This window comes from Micromonospora maris AB-18-032 (genome assembly GCF_000204155.1).
Classification (GTDB): domain Bacteria; phylum Actinomycetota; class Actinomycetes; order Mycobacteriales; family Micromonosporaceae; genus Micromonospora; species Micromonospora gifhornensis.
In genome coordinates, this window is record NC_015434.1 from 4,978,991 (window position 1) to 5,005,408 (window position 26,418).

The 26,418-nt window shown below is 72.6% G+C and carries 22 protein-coding genes; 11 read left to right on the forward strand and 11 right to left on the reverse strand.

Annotated elements, in window-relative coordinates:
• Positions 1-43: 43 nt before the first annotated feature.
• The 4 genes from VAB18032_RS21890 to VAB18032_RS21905 all read right to left on the reverse strand — a co-directional run bounded on the left by VAB18032_RS21890 (position 44) and on the right by VAB18032_RS21905 (position 6,640).
• Entirely contained in the window at positions 44-3,457 is a 3,414-nt protein-coding gene (locus tag VAB18032_RS21890) for an error-prone DNA polymerase (RefSeq protein ID WP_043721536.1), read from the reverse strand.
• Positions 3,458-3,529: 72 nt separating this feature from the next.
• Positions 3,530-5,251, reverse strand: a complete 1,722-nt coding sequence (locus VAB18032_RS21895) for a Y-family DNA polymerase (protein ID WP_013735107.1) — start codon at positions 5,249-5,251, stop codon at positions 3,530-3,532.
• A 58-nt stretch (positions 5,252-5,309) separates the two neighbouring features.
• Entirely contained in the window at positions 5,310-6,032 is a 723-nt protein-coding gene (locus tag VAB18032_RS21900; protein WP_043721539.1) for a hypothetical protein, read from the reverse strand.
• Positions 6,033-6,190: 158 nt separating this feature from the next.
• A complete protein-coding gene (locus VAB18032_RS21905) occupies positions 6,191-6,640 on the reverse strand; it encodes an SAV_6107 family HEPN domain-containing protein (RefSeq protein WP_013735109.1) in 450 nt (149 codons plus the stop codon).
• 532 nt (positions 6,641-7,172) lie between these two features.
• On the opposite strand from VAB18032_RS21905, the gene VAB18032_RS21910 reads away from it, so the two are divergent.
• The 6 genes from VAB18032_RS21910 (at position 7,173) to VAB18032_RS21935 (ending at position 12,556) form a co-directional block, all read left to right on the forward strand.
• Positions 7,173-7,661, forward strand: coding sequence for a YbaK/EbsC family protein (locus tag VAB18032_RS21910; RefSeq protein ID WP_043725335.1), 489 nt, complete (start codon positions 7,173-7,175; stop codon positions 7,659-7,661).
• Positions 7,662-7,737: 76 nt separating this feature from the next.
• Entirely contained in the window at positions 7,738-8,475 is a 738-nt protein-coding gene (locus VAB18032_RS21915) for a monooxygenase (RefSeq protein ID WP_013735111.1), read from the forward strand.
• Entirely contained in the window at positions 8,472-9,035 is a 564-nt protein-coding gene (locus tag VAB18032_RS21920; RefSeq protein WP_013735112.1) for a GNAT family N-acetyltransferase, read from the forward strand. Before VAB18032_RS21915 ends, VAB18032_RS21920 begins: the two co-directional genes overlap by 4 nt.
• Positions 9,032-9,889 carry a carotenoid biosynthesis protein gene (locus VAB18032_RS21925; RefSeq protein ID WP_050814642.1) on the forward strand — a complete coding sequence of 286 codons (858 nt, stop codon included), beginning with the start codon at positions 9,032-9,034 and terminating at the stop codon, positions 9,887-9,889. Before VAB18032_RS21920 ends, VAB18032_RS21925 begins: the two co-directional genes overlap by 4 nt.
• Positions 9,886-11,013, forward strand: a complete 1,128-nt coding sequence (locus tag VAB18032_RS21930; RefSeq protein WP_013735114.1) for a glycosyltransferase family 2 protein — start codon at positions 9,886-9,888, stop codon at positions 11,011-11,013. Before VAB18032_RS21925 ends, VAB18032_RS21930 begins: the two co-directional genes overlap by 4 nt.
• A gap of 55 nt (positions 11,014-11,068) precedes the next feature.
• Complete coding sequence (locus VAB18032_RS21935; RefSeq protein ID WP_013735115.1) at positions 11,069-12,556, forward strand: phytoene desaturase family protein; 1,488 nt, start codon at positions 11,069-11,071, stop codon at positions 12,554-12,556.
• Positions 12,557-12,640: 84 nt separating this feature from the next.
• Here the strand turns inward: VAB18032_RS21935 and VAB18032_RS21940 are convergent, their stop codons facing one another.
• Positions 12,641-13,330, reverse strand: coding sequence for a CDP-alcohol phosphatidyltransferase family protein (locus VAB18032_RS21940; protein ID WP_013735116.1), 690 nt, complete (start codon positions 13,328-13,330; stop codon positions 12,641-12,643).
• A 43-nt stretch (positions 13,331-13,373) separates the two neighbouring features.
• Positions 13,374-14,291, reverse strand: coding sequence for a methylenetetrahydrofolate reductase [NAD(P)H] (gene metF, locus VAB18032_RS21945; RefSeq protein ID WP_013735117.1), 918 nt, complete (start codon positions 14,289-14,291; stop codon positions 13,374-13,376).
• A gap of 754 nt (positions 14,292-15,045) precedes the next feature.
• Between metF and VAB18032_RS21950 the strand changes: the two genes are divergently transcribed.
• The gene (locus VAB18032_RS21950) at positions 15,046-16,128 is read left to right on the forward strand and encodes a polyprenyl synthetase family protein (protein ID WP_043721542.1); all 1,083 of its coding nucleotides are present in this window, start codon (positions 15,046-15,048) and stop codon (positions 16,126-16,128) included.
• Positions 16,129-16,335: 207 nt separating this feature from the next.
• Here the strand turns inward: VAB18032_RS21950 and VAB18032_RS21955 are convergent, their stop codons facing one another.
• Complete coding sequence (locus tag VAB18032_RS21955) at positions 16,336-16,713, reverse strand: Rv2175c family DNA-binding protein (RefSeq protein WP_013735119.1); 378 nt, start codon at positions 16,711-16,713, stop codon at positions 16,336-16,338.
• 164 nt (positions 16,714-16,877) lie between these two features.
• On the opposite strand from VAB18032_RS21955, the gene pknB reads away from it, so the two are divergent.
• Both pknB and VAB18032_RS21965 read left to right on the forward strand, forming a co-directional pair.
• Positions 16,878-18,866, forward strand: coding sequence for a Stk1 family PASTA domain-containing Ser/Thr kinase (gene pknB, locus VAB18032_RS21960; protein ID WP_013735120.1), 1,989 nt, complete (start codon positions 16,878-16,880; stop codon positions 18,864-18,866).
• Entirely contained in the window at positions 18,866-19,738 is an 873-nt protein-coding gene (locus VAB18032_RS21965) for a deoxyribonuclease IV (protein WP_013735121.1), read from the forward strand. The genes pknB and VAB18032_RS21965 overlap by 1 nt, the downstream gene beginning before the upstream one ends.
• 191 nt (positions 19,739-19,929) lie before the next feature.
• Here the strand turns inward: VAB18032_RS21965 and VAB18032_RS21970 are convergent, their stop codons facing one another.
• From VAB18032_RS21970 to VAB18032_RS21985, 4 genes are all read right to left on the reverse strand, one after another.
• Positions 19,930-20,952: a threonine aldolase family protein gene (locus VAB18032_RS21970; protein WP_013735122.1), complete on the reverse strand. Its 1,023-nt coding sequence runs from the start codon at positions 20,950-20,952 to the stop codon at positions 19,930-19,932.
• Between the two features lie 105 nt (positions 20,953-21,057).
• Positions 21,058-22,464, reverse strand: coding sequence for a class II 3-deoxy-7-phosphoheptulonate synthase (locus VAB18032_RS21975; RefSeq protein ID WP_043721545.1), 1,407 nt, complete (start codon positions 22,462-22,464; stop codon positions 21,058-21,060).
• Positions 22,465-22,550: 86 nt separating this feature from the next.
• Positions 22,551-23,030: a hypothetical protein gene (locus VAB18032_RS21980; RefSeq protein WP_013735124.1), complete on the reverse strand. Its 480-nt coding sequence runs from the start codon at positions 23,028-23,030 to the stop codon at positions 22,551-22,553.
• Between the two features lie 202 nt (positions 23,031-23,232).
• Complete coding sequence (locus VAB18032_RS21985; protein ID WP_013735125.1) at positions 23,233-24,840, reverse strand: glycosyl hydrolase family 18 protein; 1,608 nt, start codon at positions 24,838-24,840, stop codon at positions 23,233-23,235.
• Positions 24,841-25,042: 202 nt separating this feature from the next.
• Here VAB18032_RS21985 and VAB18032_RS21990 point away from each other — a divergent pair, with 202 nt between their 5' ends.
• Together VAB18032_RS21990 and VAB18032_RS21995 are read left to right on the forward strand one after the other, a co-directional pair.
• Positions 25,043-25,528 (forward strand): glutathione peroxidase, encoded by a 486-nt coding sequence (locus tag VAB18032_RS21990; protein WP_013735126.1) that lies wholly within the window; start codon positions 25,043-25,045, stop codon positions 25,526-25,528.
• A gap of 165 nt (positions 25,529-25,693) precedes the next feature.
• A complete protein-coding gene (locus VAB18032_RS21995; RefSeq protein ID WP_223165716.1) occupies positions 25,694-26,383 on the forward strand; it encodes an NADPH-dependent F420 reductase in 690 nt (229 codons plus the stop codon).
• The last annotated feature ends 35 nt before the right edge of the window (positions 26,384-26,418 follow it).

The window sequence follows — 26,418 nt, forward strand, 5'->3', positions numbered from 1 at the left end:
GTCACCCCGGTCGGGTCCGCCGCAGCGGTGTTGTCCACCGTCGTCAGCGGAAATCGCGGGAGGCCGGCCGGACCGGCGGCTCGATGGCCTCCAACCGGTCGGCGACCAGGTTGGTCACCCCCTCGTGTCGTTGCAGCCTTCCCCGTACCACAAGCGCCGCGCTGGTCCGGGCCACCCGCCGCTGGCGCTGCCACAACCCCGGTGAGCAGGTCACGTTGAGCATGCCGGTCTCGTCCTCCAGGTTGAGGAAGGTGACTCCGCCCGCGGTCGCCGGCCGCTGCCGGTGGGTGACGATCCCGCCGACCCGGATCCGCCGACCCGGCTCGACCCGGCCCAGCCGGTCGATCGGCACCGCACCCATCGCCTCCAACTGCGGGCGGATGAAGCGGGCCGGATGGTTCTCCGGGGACAACCCGGTGGCCCACACGTCGGCCACCAGCCGGTCCACCGCCTCCATTCCGGGCAGGGTGGGCGCGGCCGCGCCGGTCACCGTGCCGGGCAGCCGGTCCGGTCGGTCCTGCGCCGCCGCGCCGGCCGCCCACAACGCCTGCCGCCGGGTCAGTCCGAAGCAGGCGAAGGCGTCCGCGGTGGCCAGGGCCTCCAACTGGGCGGCGGTCAGACCGACCCGCCGGGCCAGATCCGGCATGTCCCGGTACGGCCCGTGCGCCGACCGCTCCGCCACGATCCGCTGCGCCACCGGCTCGCCGAGGGTACGCACACCCGACAGCCCGAGCCGTACGGCCGGGCCACCCAGCCCCCAGGCGTGCGGTGGCTCCCCGGGTTGGCTGCCCCACCGGGTCTCCGCTGTGGACTCCAGCACCGGTTTCACCCCGCTGGCGTTGACGTCCGGGCGGCGTACCTGCACGCCGTGCCGGCGGGCGTCGTCGACAAGGGTCTGCGGCGAGTAGAAGCCCATCGGCTGGGCGCTGAGCAGCGCGGCCAGGAACGGACCCGGGTGGTAGCGCTTGAGCCAGGAGCTGGCGTACACCAGGTAGGCGAAGCTCATCGCGTGGCTCTCCGGGAAGCCGTAGCTGGCGAACGCGGTGAGCTTGCGGTAGACGTCGTCGGCCAACTCGCCGGTGATGCCCCGCTGCGCCATGCCGGCGTAGAGCCGGTCGGCGATGCGTGCCATCCGCTCCACCGAACGCTTGGCTCCCATCGCCCGGCGCAGCTGGTCGGCCTCGGCCGCGTCGAAGCCGGCCAGGTCGATGGCGAGCTGCATCAACTGCTCCTGGAACAGCGGCACGCCGAGGGTCTTCTCCAGGGCATTGCGCATCAGCGGATGGGCGTACGTCACCGGCTCCTGCCCGTTCTTGCGCCGGATGTACGGGTGCACCGAGCCGCCCTGGATCGGGCCGGGGCGGATCAGCGCCACCTCGACCACCAGGTCATAGAACTCGCGCGGCTTGAGCCGGGGCAGGGTGGCCATCTGGGCCCGGCTCTCCACCTGGAACACCCCGACCGAGTCGGCCCGGCAGAGCATGTCGTAGACCTCGGGGTCGTCGAGCGTCTCCTCGCCCAGATCCAGGCTCATCCCGATCATGTCGTAGCCGTAGTGCAGCGCCGAGAGCATGCCCAGGCCGAGCAGGTCGAACTTGACCAGGCCGACGGCGGCGCAGTCGTCCTTGTCCCACTGGAGCACGCTGCGGCCGGGCATCCGGCCCCACTCCACCGGACACACCTCGATCACCGGCCGGTCGCAGATCACCATGCCGCCGGAGTGGATGCCCAGGTGCCGGGGAAAGGTCTGCACCTCGTTGGCGTACGCGATCACCTGCTCGGGGATCTCCGGCACGTCCACCGCCGCCACGTCACCCCAGCGGTCGATCTGCTTGCTCCAGGCGTCCTGCTGGCCGGGCGAGAAACCGAACGCCTTGGCCACGTCCCGTACCGCCGACCGGGGCCGGTACGAGATCACGTTGGCCACCTGGGCGGTGTGCTCCCGGCCGTAGCGGGCGTAGACGTGCTGGATGACCTCCTCCCGACGGTCGGACTCGATGTCCACGTCGATGTCGGGCGGGCCGTCGCGTTCAGGGGCCAGGAAGCGTTCGAACAGCAGCCGGTGCCGGACCGCGTCCACGTTGGTGATCCGCAGTGCGTAGCAGACCGCCGAGTTGGCCGCCGAGCCCCGGCCCTGGCAGTAGATGTCGGCCCGGCGGCAGAACTCGACGATGTCGTAGACCACCAGGAAGTAGCCCGGGAAGCCCAGCGCCTCGATCATGTTCAGCTCGTGGTCGAGTTGCGCGTACGCCTGCGGGTGCGCCTCGCGCGGGCCGTAGCGTTCCCGCGCGCCGGCCTCGGTGAGCTGCCGCAGCCAACTCATCTCGGTGTGCCCCGGCGGCACCGGGTACGCCGGCAGCTGCGGTGCGACGAGTTGCAGGTCGAAGGCGAGTTCCGCGCCGAACTCGGCGGCCCGGGCCACCGCACCCGGGTACGCCGCGAACCGGGCCGCCATCTCGGCACCGGAGCGCAGGTGGGCGGTGCCGGCGGCGGGCAGCCAGCCGTCCATCTCGTCCAGACTGCGCCGGGCCCGTACGGCGGCCAGGGTGGTGGCCAGTCGACGCCGCCCCGGCGTGGCGTAGTGGACGTTGCCGGTGGCCACGGTGGGCAGCCCGGCGGCGGTGGCCAACTCGGCCAGGGCATCGTTGCGGTCGCCGTCGATCGGATGCCCGTGATCGGTCAGCTCCACCGCCACCGTCTCCGCGCCGAACAGCGTGGTGAGCCGGTCCAGCTCGCGGGCCGCCGCGTCGACCCCCCTGGTGAGCAGGGCGGCCGGCACGTGCCCCTTGCGGCAGCCGGTCAGCACCAGCACGTGATCGCGAAGGTCGGCGGCGATCTCCTCCAGCTCACCGTAGACCGGGCGGCCCTTCTCGCCGCCCCGCAGGTGGGCGCGGGCGATGGTGGTGGCCAGCCGGGCGTACCCCTCGTGGCCGTGGGCCAGCACCAGCAGGTGCTTGCCGTGCGGGTCGGGTACCCCGTTCTGCGGGCCGGGCAGGCCGAGGGTCAGCTCCGCCCCGAAGATCGTCGGCAGGTGCAGGGCGCGGGCCGCCTCGGCGAAGCGCACCACGCCGTAGAAGCCGTCGTGATCGGTGACGGCGAGCGCGGTGAGCCCCAGCCGGGTCGCCTCCTCGACCAGTTCCTCCGGGTGGCTGGCGCCGTCGAGGAAGCTGAAGTTGGTGTGCGCGTGCAGTTCCGCGTACGGCAGCACGCCGTCGGGTCGGGTCAGCTCCGGTGGACTGTAGTGCTCCCGCCGCCGGCTCCAGGCCGGCGAGTCACCCCCGTCGGCGTCGACGGCGAGCGGATCCACCACATGCAGATGCCGCTCCCCACCGCCTTCCCCCTTCCCGCTGCCCTTCCTGCCCCCGCCGCTCCTGCCCTGCCCGCCCCCGCTCCCCGGCCGACCGGAGAGCACCCGCTCCAGCTCCGACCACGGCAGCCGTGGATTGTGGAAACTCATCGTCCCCACCTCGCCGCCACGATCTTGGTGCGTTCCGGCCCCCAGGAGGGCCGTTTCGTACCAAGATTCACGTCAGTCATAGATCGCCTCCAGCAGCCATCGGCCGTGCTCGACGGCGAGCAGCAGTGCGGTGCCGTCGGCCAGGCAGACCTGGAAGCGGGCTCGGCGACGGGCCTCGGCCGGGGCCCACCACCGCTCGTCGACCGGCCACGGACCGGCCCAGCCGACGATCTCGGCTCCCCTGCCCACGCCGACCGGGACCGGGGCTTCGGCCGTCGCATCGATGCTCAGCCGGGCCGGCGGGGCGCTCATCGCCAGCCGGGCGCTCACCGTCACCGGCCCACCAGCGGCATCCCACACCTGCACGGCGAGCGCAGTGGGCAGCACCACCGCCGGCGAGGGCGGCGGCAGTCGCCCCGGCCAGGACGGCAGCGGCGCATCCGGGCGGTCAGCCAGCGGAACAGCACCGGAACGAGCAGCCGACGGCGCGTCCCCAGGACGGGCAGGCAACGGTGCAGCGCCGGGACGAGCCGGCAGCGGGGCAGCATCGGGAGGAGCGGGCAGCGGGGTGGCACCAGGACGGGCGGGTAGCCGTTCGTCGCCCCATGGGACCAGCCGTACCTGGTCGGCCGGGGACCGCCCGCCACCGAGCACGGCGGTGACCACCGCCTCGGGGCCGAGCAGTCCCTGCACCCGGCTCAGCGCCCGATGCGCCCGCTCGCGCTCCTCGCCGGTCTCGCCCCACAGCCCCGGTTGCAGGCCGGCCTGGGCCAGCAGCCCGTCCGGCACCAACCGCAGCCGGATGATCCCGGCGGTGGGCCGGGCCGGGCCGCCCCGGCGGGCGCCGGTGAGCCAGCCGTCCAGTTGCCAACGGACCCGGTCGGCGATCGCCGCCGCGCTCAGCAGACCGTCGTGCCGCCAGACCCGGTGCAACTCCTGGCCGTGCGCGGTGACCGCCTCGATGCCGAGCCGGGTGCAGGCCAGCCCGTGCCCGGCGAGCCGCTCGTGCAACCGTTCGGCCAGCGTCCGGGCGGCGAACGCCGCGACGTCGACCCGCTCGATCGGCTCGTCGAGGTCGGTGGTGACCGTCAGGTCGACCGGGGGACGCCGGACCGCGAGCGGGCGGTCGTCCCGCCCGGCGGCCATCCGGTGGGCCAGCGCCCCGTCGAAACCGAACCGGGCCAACACGTCACCGGCGGACAGCGCGGCGAAGTCACCGAGGGTACGCACTCCGAGCCGGCGCAGCAGGTCGGCCAGGGCGGGCCGGCCGAGCGCCTCGACGGGCTGGGCGGCCAGGAACTCCGGCGTCCCACCGGGCGGCACGATCCGCCCCTGTCGGGCGGCCAACCCGGCGGCGAAGACCCCGTCGGCGACGCCGACCTGGCTCTCCACCGCGCAACTCTGCGCGACGTGCTCGACGATCCGTTCGGCCGCCGCCTCCTCACCGCCGAGGTAGCGGCTCGGCCCCCGGGCGGGCAACGCGCAGGCGCCGGGGCGGACCACCTCGACCCCGGCCGCCACCTCCTCGACCGCGGCCACCACCGGCTCGAAGGCCCGCGCGTCCCGCCCGGGATCGTGGTCGACGACGGTCAGCCCCGGGCAGCGCCCCTGTGCCTCCCGTCGGCGCAGCCCTCGGCGTACCCCCTCGGCTCTGGCCTGCTCGGAGCAGGCGAGGACCCGGTTGGCGTGCAGCACCGCCACCGGCCCGGTGGCCGGCACCCCGTCGATGATCTCGGCGGCGAGCACCGGCCAGTCCGGGCACCAGAGCAGCAAGGTCCGCGTGGCCGCACTCACGCCACCCTCACCCACCCGCGATCTTGCACTTTGCGTCGCCGCATAAGCCGCGAGATGCTCATTTCGCCGACCGCAAGTGCATGATCGCGGCGTGGTTGTCGCGGGGAGCGGACGACCGGGGGATGACCCGGGTCAGTTCGGCACCGGGCAGCCACACCGTGAGTTCCTTGGGCCGGGCGGCGGCACCTCGGCCACGCGCCGAGATGGTCACCTCGCGGCGACGCAGCCGCCCTCGCCCCGACCCGAGCCCTTCCCACACCCCGCGTACCACCTGGAGCGTCACATCCGCGCCGTCCCACCGGCCGTACGGCACCAGCACGCTGCCGCGTTGCCGGGCCCGGGCGGCCAGTCGGCCGGCGACGGAGGCGGAGACGGCGGCCGGCACGGCGGTGACCACCACGTCGACCCCGTCGATGAGCGCGGCGACCACGGTGGGCCATTCCGGACCGGGCTGCGGCACCAGGGCGAGCCGATCCAGGGCGATTCCCGCCTCGGCCGCCGCACCGGGGCCGAAGGTCGGCATCCCGACCACCGCACACCAGGAGCCGGCGCGGGACGCCTCGGCGAGCAGGGCGAGCAGCAGCGATGTGGTGCCGCTGTGCCGGGGCTGCCCGACGCCGACCGCGATGGTGCTGCCGCGCCGCAACCCGCGGCCGGGCAGCAACCCACTCAGCTCGGGCCGTACCGGCAGCATCCGGTGGCCGCCCGCCGGATCGGGGGCGCTGGCCGGACGCACCAGCGCGGCCAGCGCGGCAGAACCGACGACCATGCGGCCCGCCATCGGATCTACCCCCGTCGGATCGCCCCGGGCCCCGGCCCGAGGATGGTGCTGTCGTTGCTTCGGATGAGGACGTGCCGACACGGCATGGTCAGGTCGGCGCGTTGTCGGACGGCGTCCGGTCACCCTGGGTCCCGCCGGTGGTGACCGGACGCCGAGACTCAGGCGACGAGCCCTTCGATCGCCGGCTGATGGGCCATGCCGAGTGCGGACTCGACCACCGTGACGAAATCCCCGGCGGCACGGAGCAGGTCGTCGGCCTCCCGGGCGGTGACCACCCGAGGTATGCCGGCCTCGGCGGCGGCCCGCTTGCCGGCGGCGACGGCGAAGTAGTTGGCCCACTCGTTCAGCTCGGGGGCGACGCTGGCGAGCAGGACCCAGACACTGGTGATCCGGCTGCGGCGGGTGGGCGCGGGGCGGGCGCGGGCGGCGAGCACCGCGGCGGCGGCACGCAGGGCCGCGAGGTGGGCGGTGGCGTACCGGAGACCGTCGGGACTCGTCCGAGCGGCTTCGGCGAGCCCTTGCCGCGCCACCGCCAGCAGTTGGGCGGGAGTGCGGTGCGGCAGCACGTGCGCGGGCACCGTCGGCACCTGGGCCGGGCTGGTCGGCATGTCTCCTCCAGGCGGACCGGGGCGGGCGATCGCCCGACGGAGGAGATCCGTCGGCGCGGGACACCCGCGGCGGGCGGTGCGGAGGAAGACGCACCAGATGGGTGGCCGGGCCGGGTGTGGAGCTTCCCCACACCACACCCGGCCGGCGTACCGGCGGGTCCGTCGCTCGCCGCCCGGGGGTCGTGGGCGGCGAGCGACGTTCCTGCCTGATGGGTTCGGACTCGCGACTGCCCGAAGCCCGGTGCGGTCCGCGGTACCGCACCTCTCTCGGAGCCGGATGCCGCGAAACACCCGCCCCGAGGGGGGTTGGAACGAACGTTCGACTCAATCGAACATCCGTTCTAACTGCTGCTGACAGTACACCCTCCCCCCGACGAAAATGCAACGTGTGGCGCGCACCGGCATCCTCCGGTCACCGATTTCCCCGCTCCGCCCCGAGCCCGGCAGCCCCGGCAGTCCCGACGGCCGTCAGCGACGGCTGGCCACCGACTCCGGCTGCACCGTCCGGCCGTGCACCGGGAAGAATGGCGGGATGCAGTCACACCCGAACGTCCGGGCGGTGCAGGACGCGCTCGACGCCGCACAGGCGCGCAACGGTTCCGCCGCACCGGCCACGGTTCGCCTGTTGCCCGACGCCGTGCACACCGCCGCAGCCGCCGCCGAGGCGCTCGGCGTCGACGTGGGGGCCATCGCCAACTCGCTCGTCTTCGACGCCGACGGAGCCCCGTTGCTGGTGCTGACCTCCGGCGCGCACCGGGTGGACACCACCGGCCTGGCCGCCCGGCTCGGCATCACCCGGCTGCGCCGGGCCACCCCGCAGTTCGTCAAGGAGCACACCGGCCAGGTGATCGGCGGGGTCGCCCCGGTGGGCCATCCGCAGCCGCTGCGCACCCTGGTGGACAACGCCCTGGACAAGTACGACGAGGTCTGGGCCGCCGGTGGCGTACCGCAGGCGGTCTTTCCCACCACGTACGCCGAACTGCTGCGGATCACCGGCGGAACCCCGACCGACGTGGCGTGAACGAGCGAAGCGAGCGAACCATCAAGCACAGCAGCGTGGTGCCTCGCGCCGGCGGCGAGCGCAGCGAGGCGGCGGCGTGAGCGAGCCAGAGCACGTTCCGGAGCTGGTCACCCTGCATGTGTGGCGGATTCCCCGGGCCGCCGTGGGCCGGGCGCTGGTCCGGATGGCGCGGGATCCGCGCCGGTTGCGCGCCCTGCCCGGCGTACGGTTCGGCAAGCTGCTCGGCACCGGGACCGGCACCGGCTTCGGGCCGGGTGACGCCGACCTGACCCGCTGGGCGGCGTTGACGGTGTGGGACTCCCCCGCCGCGGCCACCCGGTTCGCCGAGTCATCGGTGGGTCGGGCCTGGTCCCGCATCGCCGTGGCCGGCGTCCGGCTCGACCTGCGGCCACTGAGCAGCCGGGGCGAGTGGTCCGGCCGGCGGCCGTTCGGCGAGCCGACCGGTGGCCGGGTCAGCGGGCCGGTGCTGGCCCTGACCCGGGCCCGGCTGCGACCGACCCGCGCGCTCACCTTCTGGCGGGCGATCCCGCCGGTGGCCGCCGCCCTGCACGCCGCGCCCGGCCTGCTGGCCCGCTTCGGCGTCGGCGAGGCCCCGCTGGGCTGGCAGGGCACGGTGAGTGTGTGGCGTGATCCGACAGACCTGGTGGGGTTCGCGTACCGTCACCCGGAGCACCGGGCCGCGATCACCCGGACGGAGACCGCGCGGTGGTACGCGGAGGAACTCTTCACCCGGTTCGAGGTGCGTGACGTGATCGGTGACCGGACGGTACTGGGGTGGGTCGACGGCGACCCGGCGAAGGGTGGACGGGCATGAGGTTGGTGCGGTGGACACCGGACGATCTCCTCCGACGGCTGGACGACGTGGTGGCCGTCTACGGCGAGGCCATGGGTTACCGCGCCGACCTGCTGGAGGCCCGCCGTGGCTACATCGCCACCCACGTACGCCGTCCCGGCTTCCGGGCCGTCGCCAGCCTGACCGCCGAGGGGCACCTGGCCGGGTTCGGCTACGGCTACCTCGGCGGCCCCGGCCAGTGGTGGCACGACCAGGTCTGGCGGGCACTAGACCCGGACGCCCGACGACGCTGGCTGACCGACTGCTTCGAGGTGGTCGAGTTGCACGTACGCCCACCGGCGCAGGGACACGGCCTGGGCGCCGGGCAACTGCGGGCGCTGCTCACCATGGCCGAGGGCGCGACCACGCTGCTGTCCACCCCGGAGGCCGACGAGCAGACCTCCCGCGCCTGGCGGTTGTACCGCCGGTTCGGCTTCGTCGACCTGCTGCGCGACTTCCACTTCCCCGGCGACGAACGCCCGTTCGGGGTGCTCGGCCGGGACCTGCCCCTGCCCGCGCCCGCGCAGCCGCCGCGATCATGAGTGGCGGACCATCGGCCCGGCCGGTGACCCGGGCGTACGCCTGGGGAATGCTCGCCCTGCTGGTGCTGGCGCAGATCTGCTACCCGCTGACCAGCGGGACGACCCGGGCCCGGCTGACCGTCGCCACCGTGGTGCTCGGCTACCTGCTCTCGGTCGGCCACGCCCTGCTCAGCCGGGGCCCGCGTACGGCGTTCGCGCTGATCGCATTGGCCAGCGGCGGTGGTTTCGCCATCGAGGCACTCGGGGTGGCCACCGGATTCCCGTTCGGCAGTTACGACTACTCCGGCCAGCTCGGCCCGAAACTGGCCGGGGTGCCGCTGATCATCCCGCTGGCCTGGACCTGGATGACCTGGCCGGCCTGGCTGGTGGCGACCCGACTCATCGGCGGCGGCACGGCACGCGAGTGGTGGCGGTGGCCGGCGCGGATCGGGCTGGCCACCCTCGGCCTGGCCACCTGGGACCTCTTCCTCGACCCGCAGATGGTCGCCGAGGGGCACTGGGTGTGGCGTGACGCCACCCCGGCACTGCCCGGGCTGGCCGGCATCCCGGTCAGCAACTACCTGGGCTGGCTGCTGTTCGGGGTGCTGGTGATGACCGCGCTGCGGCCGCTCGCCGGTGCCGCCGTGGCCGACACCGACGCCCGCGACCGGCCGATGTACGCGCTCTACCTGTGGACGTACGCCTCCAGTGTGCTGGCCCACGCGGTCTTCCTGGACCTGCCCGCCTCCGCCCTGTGGGGCGGGGTCGGCATGGCGGTGATCGCGGTGCCGCTGGCGGTGACGCTGCTGCGGGCCCGCCGGACCGGCGACGACCACGCCGGCGCGGAGCTCACCAGGGCCGACGTCGCGGCATGACCGGGCCGCTCGTCGTCCTGCTCGTCGTCGTCGCGTTGACCGCGCACACCCTGGTCAACGCCGGCCGGTGGTTGCGCCGCCCGGCGGACCGGCCGGTGCAGACCGACGAGCGGGTGAGCGTGCTGCTGCCGCTGCGCGACGAGGCCGACCGGGTCACCCCGTGCCTGCGGGCGCTGCTCGCCCAGCGCGGCGTACCCGGGCTGCGGATCGTGGTGCTCGACGACGGCTCCACCGACGGCACCGCCGAGGTGGTCCGTGCGGTGGTCGGCGACGATCCGCGGGTCACCCTGCGCACCGGGGTCGCCCCGCCGCCGGGCTGGCTGGGCAAGCCGTACGCCTGCTGGCAGTTGGCCAGCCGCGTCGAGACCTCGGCCGACGCGCTGGTGTTCGTCGACGCCGACGTGGTGCTCGGCCCGTACGCCGTGGCGGCGGCGGTCACCGAACTGCGCGCCGCCGGGGCTGAGCTGCTGTCGCCGTACCCGAAGATCGTGGTGCGGACGGTGACCGACCGGTTGGTGCAGCCGTTGTTGCAGTGGTTGTGGCTGACCTTCCTGCCGCTGCGGGCGATGGAACGCTCGCAGCGGCCGTCGCTGGCCGCGGCCGGTGGGCAGTTCCTGGTCGTCGACCGGGTCGGCTACCTGCGGGCCGGGGGGCACGCGGCGGTCGCCGACCGGGTGCTGGAGGACATCGAGCTGGCCCGCGCGGTGAAACGTGCCGGTGGTCGGATCGCCCTGGCCGACGGCTCCCGGCTGGCCTCCTGCCGGATGTACGACAGCTGGCCGCAGCTGCGCGACGGCTACACCAAGTCGCTGTGGGCCACGTTCGGTCATCCGCTGGCCGCCGCGCTGGTGGTCGGTCTGCTGCTCCTGCTCTACACCGCGCCGCCGCTGGTCGCCGTGGCCGCCCTGCTGGCCGGGGCACCGGCCCTGGCCGGGGTGGCCGCCCTGACGTACCTGGCGGGGGTGGTGGGACGGGTGGTCAGCGCCCGCGCCACCGGCGGACGGGCCTGGCCCGACGCGCTGAGCCACCCCGTGTCGGTCGCGGTCCTCGGTTGGCTGACCCTACGGTCGTACCATCTGCGCAAGCGGCGGCGCCTGTCCTGGCGCGGCCGTCCGGTCGGCTAGATCCGCCTGCGGCGGGCCGGAGCGAGGACTTCGACACGGTCTAGGAGGACGCGGCATGGCGCGGATCGTGGTCGTCGGCGCCGGGGTGGGCGGGTTGGCCACCGCTGCCCGGCTGGCCGTCACCGGGCACCAGGTGACCGTCCTGGAACAGGCCGACACGGTCGGTGGCAAGCTCGGGCGGCACACCCGCGACACCGAGGCGGGCTCGTTCCACTTCGACACCGGGCCCAGCCTGATCACTCTCCCCGAGGTCTTCCACGAGCTGTTCGAGGCGACCGGGGCGAAGCTGGACGAATATCTCGACCTGGTGCCGCTGGACCCGATCGTGCGGCACGTCTTCGACGACGGTGCCGCGGTGCTCGACTCCTGCGCCGACCCGGCGGAGTTCACCGCCCGCATCGGCGCGGCCCTCGGTGACCGGGCCGCCGCCGACTGGCAACGGTTGTGGCGGCGCGCGGCCCGGGTGTGGCGGGCCAGCGAACACGACATCCTGCGTCGCCGCGTCGACTCGCCCCGGGACCTGGCCCGACTGGCCTGGCGGCTGGGCGACCTGGCTGCCATCCGGCCCGGGCAGAGTCTGCGTGGACTGGGCCGGTCGCACCTGTCCGATCCTCGGCTGCGGATGCTGCTGGACCGGTACGCCACCTACACCGGCGCGGATCCGCGGCGCGCCCCGGCCGCCCTGGTCGCGGTCCCCTACGCCGAGTTGACCTTCGGCGGCTGGTACCTGCGTGGCGGGCTGGGCACCCTCGCCGACGCGCTGCTGTCGCGCTGCCTGGACCTGGGGGTGGTGGTGCGCACCGGCACCACTGTCACCCGGATCGACGCCACCGGCGGTCGGGTGCACGGGGTACGCGTCGCCGACCAGCGCGCCCCGATCCCCGCCGACGTGGTGGTGGCGAACGTCGACGCGCTGACCGTCTACCGTGACCTGCTGCCCGACGCGCGCCGGCTGGCCGGGCTCACCGACCGCAGCCTGGCCGGTTTCGTGCTGCTGCTCGGCGTACGCGGCGAGAGTGGGCTGGCCCACCACAACGTGTTCTTCCCCCGCGACTACGACGCCGAGTTCGACGCGGTCTTCGGCGACCCGGGTCGGGGGGTACGGGCCCGGCCGGCCGCCGACCCGACGATCTTCGTCACGGTGGCCGACGATCCGGCGGTCCGCCCGGACGGCCACGAGGCGTGGTTCGTGCTTGTCAACGCCGCCCGGCAGGGCACCGCACCGGGTGCGGTCGACTGGCGTCGGCCGGGGCTGGCGCAGGCGTACGCCGATCGGATTCTCGACGTGCTCGCCGAACGCGGCGTGGACGTCCGCGACCGGCTGGTGTTCCGCGACATCCGGACCCCGGCCGACCTGGCCACCGCCACCGGCGCCCCGGGCGGCACCATCTACGGCACCGCCGGTGGTCTGCTGCGTCCGGCCAACCGGGGGCCGGCGCGCGGTCTGTGGCTGGTCGGCGGCTCCAGCCATCCGGGCGGCGGACTGCCGATGGTGACCCTGTCCGCGCAGATCGTCGCCGACGCCGTCGGTCCCGCCTGGTAGGCGTGCCTACCCGTGGCGAGGCGGGTTGATCAGATCGGTCCCAGGAGCACCACGTCCCGCGCCGCCACGATGTCGGCGGGCCGATCACTCTGCGTCGATCAGTGCCCGGCGTACGGCGGAGAGCAGCTGCCCCAGCCCGAACGCGGCCAGCAGCACCCACACCGCGGTCGCCATGGTGATGGTGCCGGCCGCCAGATCCGGCTGGATCAGCCCGGTCAGGCCGGCCAGCAGCAGTCCCACCAGGGCCACGCAGACCCGGGTGGGCCGCTCCCCCACCGTCACCGCGCCGATCTCCCGCATCCCGGCGGCGACCGCCCGGGCCCGGACGTACTCGTGCAACCAGGACAGCGCGCCGGCCGCGGCGACCAGCGCGCCGGGCGCGCCGACCAGCCAGAACGCCACCAGCCAGGCGACCTCACCGATCCGGTCGGCAAGCGAGTCGTAGACGTAGCCGAGTCGCGTCGTGCGGCCGGTGGCCACCGCCACCGCCCCGTCGACGCTGTCGGCCACCGAGGCGAGCAACACGAACAGGGCACCGAGGAACGGGCCGTCACCCGCCCGGACCGCGAACAACGGCACGCAGAGGCAGAGCAGCACGCCGACCGCCGTCACCGCGGTCGGGCCGACCCGCAGCCGGCCCAGCAGGAACCCGAGATGGTACGACAGGCGCAGCCAGGCGCGTACCACCGGAGTGGCCGCCCGAGGGTCGAACCCACCGTGCAGCCGGGCCCACGCGGTGGCGTACTCGTTCCAGTTCAGCTGTCTGCCCACCACGGTTCAACCGTCACGGCGGCGCTGAGGTATCGCGCCGGCACGCTCACGTCGAAGCGCCCACCCGCAGGTTCTGCCAGATCTCCCGGGTCGCGGTGGACCGGTTGAAGGTGATGAAGTGAATCCCCGGCACACCCTCGTCGAGCAGCCGCTGACACATCTCGCTGGCCTGCTCGATGCCGAGCCGGCGGACCGCCTCCGGGTCGTCGGCGACCCGCTCGAACCGGGCGGCCAGCGCCGGCGGGAAGGGTGCCCCGGACAGTTGCACGGAGCGTTCGATGGTGCCGATGCGGATCACCGGCATCACCCCGGCCAGGATCGGGGTGTCACAGCCGGCGGCGGCCACCCGGTCGCGCAGGCGGAGGTACTCGTCGGCGTCGAAGAACATCTGGGTGATGGCGAACTCGGCGCCGGCCCGGCACTTACGGACGAAATACTCGGTGTCGCTGGCGATGTCCGGCGAGCGCGGATGCCGGTACGGGAAGGCGGCCACACCGACGCTGAAGTCACCCGAACGGCGGACCAGGCGCACGAGATCCTCGGCGTAGTCGATGCCGTCGGGGTGCCGCACCCACTCGCCGGTCGGATCACCGGGCGGGTCGCCCCGCACCGCCAGCACGTTGCGCACCCCGGCGCCGGCCAGCCGCCCGATCACGTGCCGCAACTCGGCCACCGAATGGTTGACCGCGGTCAGGTGGGCCATCGGCAGCAGGGTGGTCTCGGTGGCCACCCGTTCGGTGACCGCGACCGTGGTGTCCCGCGTGGTTCCGCCGGCACCGTAGGTGATCGAGACGAACGACGGCTGCAACGGCTCCAGCTCGCGGATGGCCTGCCAGAGCTGCCGCTCGCCCTGCTCCGTCTTCGGCGGCATGAACTCGAAGGAGAAGGTCGGCTGGCGGTCACGGACCAGCTCCCCGATCGCAGGTTGCGGATTGGGGAGGATCGACGGTAGACCGAGCGCCACGCGTCGACTCTAGCCGGACCGGCCGCGTATCCCCATCTTCTTCCCACAGCCAGGGATCACTGCCCACATCGTTCTCGACTCGACGACCCGGTCGCGCCTGTGCCGCAGGTCGGTGTCCTGAGCAATCGCGGGCGGGCCGGTGCCGTACGTCGGTGTCCTGGGGTTCGCGGGCGGAAACGTCGGACCCCTGCGATAACCATGACCCAGCGCGGGCGGTCGACGACCGCAGGGGGCCGCGCGGGGGTCACGATCCACCGGTGGGCGGTCCGGGTTCCGGGCCGGTCACCAGCGCGCGCCGACCTCCGGAGGACCGATGCCCCCGCACCCGCCCGATCCGCTGTCCGGGCCGCCGCTGACCCGGTTACGCCTCGCCCGAGGTTGGAGCCAGTCCCGGCTCGCCGCCGAACTGTGCGCCGCCGCCGGGGTGCCGACACTCAGTCGGCACGAGATATCCCGCTGGGAACGCCAGCGGCGCACACCCGGCCGCTACTGGCACGCCTGGTTGGCCATCGTCCTCGGCGCGCCGGCCGGATCGCCGCCCGATTCATCGGGCACGTCGCCAACCCGCCCGCCAGCAGGCAGGACTGTACTCACCGATGGTGACGCGAAATGTCCGAAGGGCGACCGTGACCGGCGTGTCGGCCGCTGCCGACCGGCTTCGGCACGCCCACCGACGCGGCTTACCGGGCGATCCGCGACGCGCCGGAACGTGGGTGGGTCAGCATGCGGCGACCTGACCTATTAGCGTCGGGACGTGACCCACGCTGCTCCTGTCTCTCCCGTCGACCGGGCCGGCCTCCGCCAACGGGTGGACCAGGCCCTGTCCGACTTCCTCGCCGGTCGCCGGTTGTGGATGACCGACCTCGATGACGCACTGGTGCCGGTCGCCGAGGCGATCGAGGCGTTCGTGCTCGGCGGGGGCAAGCGCCTACGGCCCGCCTTCGCCTACTGGGGCTACCGAGGTGCCGGCGGAGTGGACACCGACGCCGTGGTGACCGCCCTCGCGGCACTGGAGTTCGTCCAGGCCAGCGCCCTGATCCACGACGACCTGATGGACCGTTCGGACACCCGGCGCGGCGAGCCGGCGGTGCACCGGCGATTCGCCGCCCGGCACCGTGCGGCCGGCTGGGGCGGCAACCCGGACGGCTTCGGCGACGCGGCGGCGATCCTGCTGGGCGACCTGTGCCTGGTCTGGTCCGACGAGTTGCTGCACTCTGCCGGGCTGGATCCCCGCACCGTCGCCCGGGCCCGGCCGGACTTCGACGAGATGCGCACCGAGGTCACCGTCGGGCAGTACCTCGACGTGGTGACCCAGGCCACCGGGGACGCCTCGCTGGAACGGGCCAGCAAGATCGCCCGCTACAAGTCGGCGAAGTACACGGTCGAACGACCGCTGCTGCTGGGCGCGGCGCTGGCCGACGCCCCCGCGGACATACGGGTCGCCTACTCGGCGTACGGGCTGCCGTTGGGCGAGGCGTTCCAGCTGCGCGACGACGTGCTGGGAGTCTTCGGCGACCCCGCCCAGACCGGCAAGCCGGCCGGCGACGACCTACGCGAGGGCAAGCGGACCTACCTGGTGGCAGCGGCCCTGGAGGTGGCTGACGAGGCCGGGCGGGAGGTGGTGCTCGCCGGGCTCGGCGATCCCACCCTGGACGCGGCCGGAGTGGCCCGACTACGGGACGTGATCACCAGCACCGGCGCACTGGCCCGTACCGAGCAGCGCATCGTCACGCTCACCGACGCCGCACTCGCCGCGCTGACCGCCGTCGACCTGGACACCGAGGCCCGCCAGTCCCTCGTCGACCTAGCCATAGCCGCCACCCGCCGCACCGACTAACCCCCTCCCACCCCCAGCCGCACCGCACCCCACCCTCCCGCCCTCGCCCCGCCGCCCTCGCCCCGTCGATCTTGCAGTTTTGGTCGCACTTATGGGTGATTTACACCATTCGCGGGGACGCAAAGTGCAAGATCGACGGGGCGAGAGGGTGGCGGGGGGCGGCGAGGGTGGGTGACAAGGGTGGGGTGGGGGTGGGGGTGGGGGCTGTTAGAAGCCGAGGGCTTGGGCGCGGCGTTTGATTTCGCGGGCCTGGTCGCCGGCGAGGGCGGTGGCAGGGGTGCCACCCGGCAGCGTCGGGTCGGGCTCGTAGAGCCAGCGCAGCGCCGCCTCGTCGTCGTAGCCGGCGTCGGCCAGCAGGTTGAGTACGCCGGGCAGGTGCTTGAGTACGGTGCCGTTGGCCACCAGGTCGGCCGGAATCCGACGGACACCGTCGCGGCGTACCGCGATCAGTTCCCGATCCCTGATCTTCTGGTGCACCTTGCTGATCGTCAGGTCGAGCCGCTCGGCGACGTCCGGCAGGGTCAGCCAGTCCGTCGGCCCGGTGGTCCCCGGCGCGGCGTTGTCGGTGGGTACGGAGTCGGTCACTCGACCACCCTGCCACGTCCTCCCGGCACCAGGTCAACAGCCTCCCGGCACCCACCCTGACCAGGATCGACCACAGCCTGTCACGCCACGGCGGGCCCGAGAAGGTCCGCTCGGCGGTAGCATCCTGTTCAACCTTCATCCCCCGACACATAGACTGCCTGCCGATGGACACACAGGTCGCCGACACGTTGCTGGGCTCGCTGATCGACGGGCGTTACCGCATCCGCGGTCGCGTCGCCCGTGGCGGCATGGCGACCGTGTACACCGCCACCGACGAGCGACTCGAACGCACCGTGGCGGTCAAAATCATTCACTCGTCGCAGGGGCCGACCGATCGGGCCGGCCTGGCCGGCTTCGTCGAGCGGTTCACCGACGAGGCCAAGACCATCGCCCGGCTGACCCATCCCAACGTGGTGGCGGTCTACGACCAGGGCACCCATGGCGGTCGGCCGTACCTGGTCATGGAGTATGTCCGCGGGCGCACCCTGCGTGAGGTGCTGACCGAGCGGCGCCGACTCAACCCGGACGAGGCGCTGGCCATCACCGAGCAGATACTCGCCGCGCTCGCCACCGCCCACCGGGCCGGGCTGGTGCACCGCGACGTCAAGCCGGAGAACGTGCTCGTCGCCGAGGCGCCCAGCGGCGGCCCGGCCAACCTCGTCGACAGCGTCGTGAAGGTCACCGACTTCGGGTTGGCGCGGGCCGTGGAGGCGAGCACCGATCACGACAGCGGCAACCAACTGATGGCGACCGTGGCGTACGTCGCCCCGGAGCTGGTCACCACCGGCCGCGCCGACGCCCGTACCGATGTCTACTCCAGCGGCATCGTGCTGTTCGAGATGCTCACCGGCCGGGTGCCGTACGACGGTGATCGTCCGATCGACATCGCCTGGCAACACGTCGATCGGGACGTACCGGCGCCGTCGACCCTGGTGCCCGGCCTGCCGAAGGCCCTCGACGATCTGGTCGCCCGAGCCACCCGCCGCGACCCGGCGGGCCGTCCGGCTGACGCCGGGACCCTGCTGGCCGAGGTGCAGGTCGCCCGGGACGGGCTCGGTAACGCGAACGCCCAGACCGCCATGCTGTCTGCGGTGTCCGACGGCCCGGCGGTCGCCCAGCCGACCATGGTGGTGGCAGCGGTCCGCCCCGCCGAACGGCCGACCTGGGCCCGGCTGCCGGAGGGTGGCACACCCACCCGGGGGCGTCGTCGGGCGGTTCCGGACGAGGACGTGCACCGGTTCTCCCCGCTTGCCGGGTGGCGTGCCCGGCTGTTCGGCGATTCGAGCAGCCGCCTCGCGGTCGCCGCCGTCGTGGTGGTGCTGGGCCTGGTAGCTGCTCTCGGCGGATGGTGGTTCGGCGTCGGCCGCTACACCACCACCCCGCAGCTGGTCAGCATGACCAAGGCCCAGGCGGAGGCGCAGGCCGCGCAGGGCGGCTTCACCCTGCAGTACGCCGACCCACGCCACGACGAGCAGATCCCGCGTGACGGCGTGGTGGCGCAGCAGCCCGCCTCGGCCGCCCGGATCCTCAAGGGCGGCACCATCACCCTGACCCTGTCCTTGGGGCCGGCCCGGTTCCCGATGCCCGACGTGGTGGGCAAGGAGTTCGACCTGGCCGAGGCCGACCTGGTCAACGCCCAGCTGAAGGTTGTCAAGGGCACCGCCCGGTACGACGACGGCCTGCCCGAGGGCGTCGTGGTGGCCACCAAGCCGGAGGCCGGCAAGGAGGTCGAGCCGGGCGACGAGATCACCGTCATCCTGAGCAAGGGCCGCGCCCCGATCACCGTGCCGAACCTGGTCGGCAAGAGCCTCAACGACGCCCGTACGCAGATCGCCCAGCTCGGCCTGGTCCTGGTGGAACCGACCTACAAGCAGTCCGACAAGCCTCGCGACGAGGTGCTCGGGCAGAGCCCGGCCGACGGCAGCGGGGTCGAGAAGGGTGCCCAGATCCGGCTGGAGGTCAGCGAGGGTCCACCGCTGGTGACCGTACCCCGGGTCATCGACCTGCCGTGCCAGCAGGCCAAGCAGGTGCTGGAGAGTCAGGGCTTCCCGGTGGCCGTGCAGTTCAACCCGGAGGCCGTGGCCCGGTTCCAGAACCCGAACGAGAACGCGCAGGTGGCACCGGGCACCCAGATCACCATCGGGTGTTTCTGATGACGGCTACGCAACCCGGCCACCGGCCGATCGGCTCGCACACGCCCACCTCCGGTGGGCTGGCGAAGGCGGCGCTGCCGTACCTCGACGCCGCCGGCTCCGAGGTGGCGCAGGTCTACGTCGGCAACTCCCGAGGGTGGGCGATGCCGGCCGGTGACCCGGTGCAGGACGCCCTGTTCCGCGACGGCTGCGCCGAACGGGGAGTCGCCGCCTACATTCACGCGTCACTGCTGGTCAACCTGGGTTCGCCGACCCCGGCCACGGTGGAACGATCGCAGCAGACCCTGGCCCACGCGCTACGCCGGGGCGCCGCGATCGGCGCCCGCGCGGTGGTGTTCCACGCCGGCAGCGCGGTGGACGCCGGGCACGCCGAGGCGGCCATGCGGCAGGTACGCGAATCCCTGCTGCCGCTGCTGGACTCGGCCGCCGACAGCGGCGGGCCGATGCTGCTGGTCGAGCCGAGCGCCGGTGGCGGCCGGTCGCTGGCCTGCCGGGTGGAGCAGCTCGGCCCCTACCTGGACGCGGTGGACCGGCACCCCTGGCTGGGCGTCTGCTTCGACACCTGCCACGCCTGGGCGGCCGGGCACGACCTGGCCGCCGAAGGCGGCATGACCGAGACGCTGGACACCCTGGTGGCGACCGTCGGCGCGGATCGGCTCCAGCTGGTGCACGCCAACGACTCGAAGGACCTGTGCGGCTCCACCCGTGACCGGCACGAGAACATCGGCAAGGGCAGCATCGGCGAGCCCGCCTTCGCCGAACTGATGCGCCACCCCGCCACCGCCGGCGTCCCCATCCTCGTGGAGACCCCCACCGACCGCCACGAAGGTCACGCCGCCGACATCGCCACCCTCCGCCGCCTCCACCCCTAACTCCCCCTCACCCCACACACTCCCTCCCGCACGCGCCCTGCGCCCTGCGCCCGCGATCTTGCACTTCTTGTCGCCACATAAGCCGCACAAGGGGCATTTCAGCGACCAAAAGTGCAAGATCGCGGGAGCGCGGCCTGGGGTGGGAGCGCGCGGGGTGCGGGGTAGGAGCGCGACCCGGGGTGGGAGTGGGGTCAGGCGCGGAGGATGTGGGTGAGGGTGGTGGCGGCCTGGTCGACGGCGGTGTCGGTGACGTCCATGTGGGTGACCAGGCGGGCGATGCGGGGTCCGAGCACCGAGATGAGTACGCCTTCGGCACGGGCCGCCGCGGCCAGCGCGTGCGCGTCCATAGGTGCCTTGGTCAGGTCCAGCGGGACCAGGTTGGTGCGTACCGGCGCGGCCAGCACTCCGAACGGGGCGATCGCCTCGGCCAGCCGGGCCGCCTTCGCGTGGTCCTCGGCGAGCCGCTCGATGTGGTGGGCCAGGGCGTACCGGCCGGCAGCGGCGAGGACGCCGGCCTGACGCATCCCGCCACCCATCCGCTTACGGATCATCCGCGCCCGCTCGATCTTGTCGGCGGCGCCGACGACAAGCGAGCCGACCGGCGCGCCGAGCCCCTTGGAGAGGCAGACCGAGAGGGTGTCGAACAGTGCGCCGTAGCTGGCCAGCGGCACCCCGTCGGCGACGTGGGCGTGCCAGATCCGCGCCCCGTCGCAGTGCAGCGCCACCTGTGCCTCGTCGGCGACCCGACGCAACTGGCGCAGCGTGTCGAGGGGAATCACCCCGCCACCGCCGCGATTGTGGGTCTGCTCCACCGCGATCGCGGCGGTGGGCACCGCCCAGTAGCCGTCGGGACGGATCATGCCGGCGACCACGTCGGGGTCCACGTCCGCGCCCACCGCAGGCCAGGTCCGCGAGGTGATGCCGCCGTACGCGGCAGCGGCCCCCATCTCGTACGTGATCACGTGCGCGTCGGCGTCGCAGAGCAACTCCGCGCCGGGCGGTACCGACAGTTGCAGGGCGATCTGGTTGGCCATCGAGCCGGTCGGGCAGAACAGCGCCGCCTCGTGCCCGAACAGCGCGGCGACCTCGGCCTCCAGCGCGTTGACCGTCGGGTCCTCGCCGTAGACGTCGTCGCCGACCTCGGCGGCGGCCATCGCCTCCCGCATCCCGGGGGTGGGCCGGGTCACCGTGTCCGAACGCAGATCAATCGGCATGTCACGCTCCATCCCGTCAGCCACAGTCAGGCCGGACAGCTGCCGACTGCGGGGCTCGCAAGCTCACTCCTCGCGCCCGCCACAGTCATGCCAGCCGATCACGCGTCAGCCACGGAGCATCTCCGCTACGAGGAAGGCCAGTTCCAGCGACTGCTGGGTGTTCAGGCGCGGGTCGCAGGCGGTCTCGTAGCGGTCGGGCAGGTCGAGATCGGCGATGTTCTGGGCGCCACCGAGGCACTCGGTGACATCCTCACCGGTCAGCTCGACGTGCAGGCCACCGGGGTGGGTCTCCAGGCTCCGGTGCACCTCGAAGTAGCCCAGCACCTCGTCGACGATCCGGTCGAAGTGGCGGGTCTTGTAGCCGTTGGACGACTCGTGGGTGTTGCCGTGCATCGGGTCGCACTGCCACACCACCTTCGCCCCGGCGGCGGTCACCTTGGCCACGATCGGCGGCAGCGCGTCGCGTACCTTGTGGTTGCCCATCCGGCTGATCAGGGTGAGCCGACCGGGGATGTTCTCCGGGTTCAGCTTCTCGCACAGCTCGATCGCCTCGTCCGGCGTGGTGGTCGGGCCGAGCTTGACCCCGATCGGGTTGGCGATGCGGGAGATGAAGTCGATGTGCGCGCCGTCGATCTGCCGGGTGCGCTCGCCGATCCACAGGAAGTGCCCGGACAGCCCGTACGCCCGGCGGTCGGAGACCCGGGTCAGCGCCCGGTCGTACTCCAGCGCCAGGGCCTCGTGGGAGCAGTAGAGGGTGACCGTACGCAGCGCCTCGTCGTCGGTCATCCCGCAGGCCCGGATGAACGCCAGGGCCCGGTCGATCTCGCGGGCGATCGCCTCGTACCGCTCGCCGGCCGGGGAGTTGCGCACGAATCCCTTGTTCCAGTCGTGCACCGCGTGCAGGTCGGCCAGCCCACCGGCGAGGTAGGCGCGCAGCATGTTCATCGCGGCGGCGGAGTTCGCGTACGCCCGGATCATGCGCTGCGGGTCGGCGACCCGCGCCTCCGGCGTGGCCTCCAGCGAGTTGATCATGTCGCCGCGGTAGGCGGGCAGGCCCCGCGCGTCGGTCGGCAGCGACCGGGGCTTGGTGTACTGCCCGGCGACCCGGGCCACCTTCACCACCGGCAGCGACGCGCCGTAGGTGAGCACGATCGCCATCTGCAGCAGCGTGCGGGCGTTGGCCAGCAGATGACTCTCGGTGTTGTCGGCGAAGGTCTCCGCGCAGTCACCGCCCTGCAACAGGAACGCCTTGCCCTCGCAGACCAGCGCGAGACGCTGACGCAACTGGTCGACCTCGTACGGGGCGACCACCGACGGAACCCGGTCGAGGACCTTGCAGACCTCGGCGACCTGGGCCGGGTCCTCCCAGGGCGGGATCTGGGCGCGGGGCAGTTCCCGCCAGCGGTCCAGACCGAGGGCCTCGTCCTCGGCGGAGTCGACGGTCGGACGGCTGGTCTGCAACACCGGGCTGCCCACCGCCGGATGACTCAACTGATGCCACTCATGGCGCATGACGAAAGCCTACGGCGGCCGACCGGGTGACCGACCAGTGAGGGGCCGGGTTCCGGCAGATGGACGACGCGGTGCGCTGCCGCAGGTCAGGGCGTCGGCGTCGGAGACGGACTGTGCCCACCGGGCCGCTCGCCCGAAATGCACCAGTCCAGCCCGTCGCGGGTGACCGTGAACAGCAGCGACCGGCTGGCCTCGCGCTTACCCACCGTGACGGTGACCACAGTGCTGACCTCCTGCCCGACCGGTCCCGGGCGGATGTCGACGATCTCGGTCTGCGTCACCGTGAAGTGGTCGGCGAAGTCGCCGTTCGGCCCGGTCGCCGCCGCGTCGAACGACTCGTGCAGCACCGTGCAGAGTTGGCTGCGGCCGGCCGCGACGTCCTTGGCGGTCATCGCGTCGAGGTACGCCTGCACCCGCTCGCGGGACTTCGCCAGGGCCTCGTCGGCCGGTGCCCGACCGGGCTGCTCCGCCGGCTCCTTGTCGCCGCCGATCAGTCCGCAGCCGACCAGCGTGAGTGACACGGTCGTGAGCACGACGAGGGCGGCGCTGCGCTGGTACACCCGCATCGCTACCTCCCCATCTACACATATCGCACCGTTCCGACCGGCGAGTCTGTCACACCCCGCACTGATGTAAGGAAGGGCCCCTTGTTATCGCCTTTTGCATAGGAAGGGCCCCCTGTTAACACGCGGCAAGATCGAGCTGCCGGAGTGTTAACAGGGGGCCCGTGCTCTACCGGAGGCGTTAACAGGGGGCCCTTCCTTACACCTAGCCGAGGCCGTTGCGGATGGCGCTGATCAGCTCTCCGTTGCTGGTGTCACCGGAGAGTTCCCAGAAGAAGGCGCCACCGAGGCCCTGGTTCTTCGCGTACGTCATCTTGCCGCCGATGGTCGACGGGGTGTCGTAGCTCCACCAGTTGCTGCCGCACTTGGCGTACGCCGTGCCACCGATGGTGCCGGTCGCCGGGCAGGTGTTCTTGAGGACCTTGTAGTCCTCGATGCCCTGCTCGTAGGTGCCCGGGGCGGGGCCGGTCGCGCTGCCGCCCGGCGCGGACTGGGTGACCCCGGTCCAGCCCCGACCGTAGAAGCCGACGCCGAGCAGCAGCTTGTTGGCCGGGATGCCCTTGCTCTTGAGCTTCTGGATGGCCGCGTCCGACCAGAAGCCCTGCTGCGGGATGCCGGAGTACGAGTAGAGCGGCGAGTGCGGGGCGGTGGGGCCCTGCGCGTTGAAGGCGCCGAAGTAGTCGTACGTCATCGGCATGATCCAGTTGAGGTGGGTGGCGGCACCGGCGTAGTCGGTCGCGTCGATCTTGCCACCGTTGCTGCCGTCGGCGGTGATCGCGGCGGTGACCAGCGCCGACGAGCCGAACCGGGTACGCAGCGCGCCGGCCACGTTCTTGAACGCGTTCGGGCCGCTGGCGTCACAGGTCAGACCGCAGGCGTTGGGGTACTCCCAGTCGATGTCGATGCCGTCGAAGACGTCCGCCCAGCGCGGGTCCTCGACCAGGTTGTAGCAGCTCTCGGCGAAGGCGGTCGGGTTCTGCGCGGCCTGGGTGAAGCCACCGGACCAGGTCCAGCCGCCGAACGACCAGATCACCTTGATGTGCGGGTACATCCGCTTGAGCTTGCGCAGCTGGTTGAAGGTGCCGCGCAGCGGCTGGTCCCAGGTGTCGGCGACGCCGTCGACGCTCTCCGCCGCGGTGTACGCCTTCTCGTAGTCGGCGTAGCTGTCACCGATGGTGCACCGACCGCCGGTGGTGTTGCCGAAGGCGTACAGGATGTGGGTCAGCTTGGACGCCGAGCCGCTGGTGTGGATGTTCTTGACGTGGTAGTTGCGGGCGTAGACGCCCCACTGGGCGAAGTAGCCGACCACCTTCTGTCCACCCGGCGGGGGCGGCGGCGTGGTCGGGGGCGGCGAGGTCGGCGGCGGCGGTGCGGTAGTGGTCGGCGGCGGTGGGCTCGTCGGGGGCGGGGTGCCACCGCCGCAGGCCGCGCCGTTGACGGTGCAGTTCAACGGCGCCCGGTACGCACCGGTGCCGTTGTAGCCCCAGCTGAAGGAGGCGCCGGGCGCGAGCGCGCCGGCCCAGCTCTTCTTGACCGCCACGTACCGGTTGCCGTTGCGGGTGACGTCGGCGTCCCAGGAGCTGCTGATGCTGGTGCCCGAGGGCAGCTCGAACTCGATGCGCCAGGTGCTGACGCTGGCGCTGGAACCGTTGGTGATGGTGACCCTCGTTTCGTGACCGGTCCCCCAGTCCTGCACCCGGGTGAACGAGGTGGTCACACTTCCGGCACCGAACGCCGTGGCCATCGGGACCGAGGCAACGGTCACCGCGACCACGGCGCCGACCCAGAGGGCCCGGCGGAGCGATCTCTTCATGTGGCGCCTCCAAACAGTTAGGAAACTTTCCAAAATGTTGATGAGACGCTACTCACACGACCCCACTTCGTCAAGATGTCGATGTATCGATTTGTCGGCTCGGGCGAAACCCGCGCCGCCCGCCGGGTCTTCGCCGGTGGATGGCCATTACCCGGCGGTAGACGGCGCGCCACCAACCGACGTTCGGCGATACCCTCACGCCATGTCCGTCTTCGACACCACGATCAACTCCCTCACCGGCGGCCCCGCCGATCTCGCGCAGTACCGCGGGCGCGCCCTGCTGGTGGTCAACGTCGCCTCCCGCTGCGGCCTCACCCCGCAGTACGCCGGCCTGCAGGCCCTTCAGGACGAGTACGCCGACCGCGGGCTGGTGGTACTCGGCGTCCCGTGCAACCAGTTCGCCGGCCAGGAACCCGGTAGCGCTGCGGAGATCAGCGAGTTCTGCCAGGTCAACTACGGCGTCACCTTCCCGCTGACGGAGAAGGTCGCGGTGAACGGCCCCGACCGTCATCCGCTCTACGCCGCCCTGGTGGACACCCCCGACGCCGACGGCCACACCGGTGACGTCCGTTGGAACTTCGAGAAGTTCCTGGTCGCCCCGGACGGGACCGTGGCCGCCCGCTTCGCCCCGACGGTCACCCCCGACGACCCCACGCTGCGCGCCACCGTGGAGAAGACCCTGCCCTGACCTCGCTGCCTGACTCACCGGCGACGGCGCCCGACGTTCCGGGTGCCGTCGCCTCCGCATGTCTGATCGGATGCCGTCGCCTCCGCATGTCCATCGGGCGGAGATCACCCCGGATCGGCCGGAAGTGTCCGGCGGGCGAGTAGGTTCGACGGGAGAGCCGAGTCGATGGGAGTTGACGTGTCGGTCGTGGGGTTGATCGGAAGTGGACACATCGGAGGCACCGTCGCGCGGTTGGCGGTGGCGGCCGGGTACGAGGTGGTGCTGAGCAACTCGCGGGGGCCGGAGACGCTGTCCGACCTGGTTGACGAGTTGGGGCCGGGAGCGAGCGCGGGCACCGTCGACGCCGCGGCCCGCGCCGGTGACCTGGTGGTGGTCAGCATCCCGCTGAAGTCGTACCGGGCCGTGCCGGCGCAGCCGCTGGCCGGCAAGGTCGTCATCGACACCAACAACTACTACCCGCAGCGCGACGGCCAGATCCCCGAGCTGGACGAGGACACCGTCACCAGCAGTGAGCTGCTGCAACAGCACCTGCCCGAGGCTCGGGTGGTGAAGGTGTTCAACAACATCTTCTTCCGGCACCTGCTCGCCCTGGCCCGGCCCGCCGGCGCGGCGGACCGCAGTGCGCTGCCGATCGCCGGTGACGACGCCGAGGCCAAGGCCGTCGTCACCGCCTTCCTCGACCGAATCGGCTACGACGCGGTGGACGCCGGCACGCTGGCCGACAGCTGGCGGTTCCAGCCGGACACCCCGGCGTACGGCACCATCTACTCCGCCGACCCGGCCAACTGGGAGCAGGAGGCCCCCGGCGACGCCGACAAGGTACGTGCCGCACTGGCCAAGGCCGAACGGAGCTGACCGGACGCCGTCGGCGAGCGGGTCGGTTCTCCGCC

Excerpts from the sequence above, each read along its gene's own strand:
- VAB18032_RS21975 (WP_043721545.1), bottom strand. The coding sequence starts at position 22,464 with ATGCGCCATGAGTGGCATCAGTTGAGTCATCCGGCGGTGGGCAGCCCG.
- VAB18032_RS21980 (WP_013735124.1), bottom strand. The coding sequence starts at position 23,030 with ATGCGGGTGTACCAGCGCAGCGCCGCCCTCGTCGTGCTCACGACCGTG.
- VAB18032_RS21970 (WP_013735122.1), bottom strand. The coding sequence starts at position 20,952 with ATGCCGATTGATCTGCGTTCGGACACGGTGACCCGGCCCACCCCCGGG.
- VAB18032_RS21935 (WP_013735115.1), top strand. The coding sequence starts at position 11,069 with ATGGCGCGGATCGTGGTCGTCGGCGCCGGGGTGGGCGGGTTGGCCACC.
- VAB18032_RS21910 (WP_043725335.1), top strand. The coding sequence starts at position 7,173 with ATGCAGTCACACCCGAACGTCCGGGCGGTGCAGGACGCGCTCGACGCC.
- VAB18032_RS21925 (WP_050814642.1), top strand. The coding sequence starts at position 9,032 with ATGAGTGGCGGACCATCGGCCCGGCCGGTGACCCGGGCGTACGCCTGG.
- VAB18032_RS21990 (WP_013735126.1), top strand. The coding sequence starts at position 25,043 with ATGTCCGTCTTCGACACCACGATCAACTCCCTCACCGGCGGCCCCGCC.
- VAB18032_RS21890 (WP_043721536.1), bottom strand. The coding sequence starts at position 3,457 with ATGAGTTTCCACAATCCACGGCTGCCGTGGTCGGAGCTGGAGCGGGTG.
- VAB18032_RS21905 (WP_013735109.1), bottom strand. The coding sequence starts at position 6,640 with ATGCCGACCAGCCCGGCCCAGGTGCCGACGGTGCCCGCGCACGTGCTG.
- VAB18032_RS21965 (WP_013735121.1), top strand. The coding sequence starts at position 18,866 with ATGACGGCTACGCAACCCGGCCACCGGCCGATCGGCTCGCACACGCCC.
- VAB18032_RS21920 (WP_013735112.1), top strand. The coding sequence starts at position 8,472 with ATGAGGTTGGTGCGGTGGACACCGGACGATCTCCTCCGACGGCTGGAC.
- VAB18032_RS21930 (WP_013735114.1), top strand. The coding sequence starts at position 9,886 with ATGACCGGGCCGCTCGTCGTCCTGCTCGTCGTCGTCGCGTTGACCGCG.
- VAB18032_RS21900 (WP_043721539.1), bottom strand. The coding sequence starts at position 6,032 with ATGGCGGGCCGCATGGTCGTCGGTTCTGCCGCGCTGGCCGCGCTGGTG.
- VAB18032_RS21985 (WP_013735125.1), bottom strand. The coding sequence starts at position 24,840 with ATGAAGAGATCGCTCCGCCGGGCCCTCTGGGTCGGCGCCGTGGTCGCG.
- VAB18032_RS21995 (WP_223165716.1), top strand. The coding sequence starts at position 25,694 with ATGGGAGTTGACGTGTCGGTCGTGGGGTTGATCGGAAGTGGACACATC.
- pknB (WP_013735120.1), top strand. The coding sequence starts at position 16,878 with ATGGACACACAGGTCGCCGACACGTTGCTGGGCTCGCTGATCGACGGG.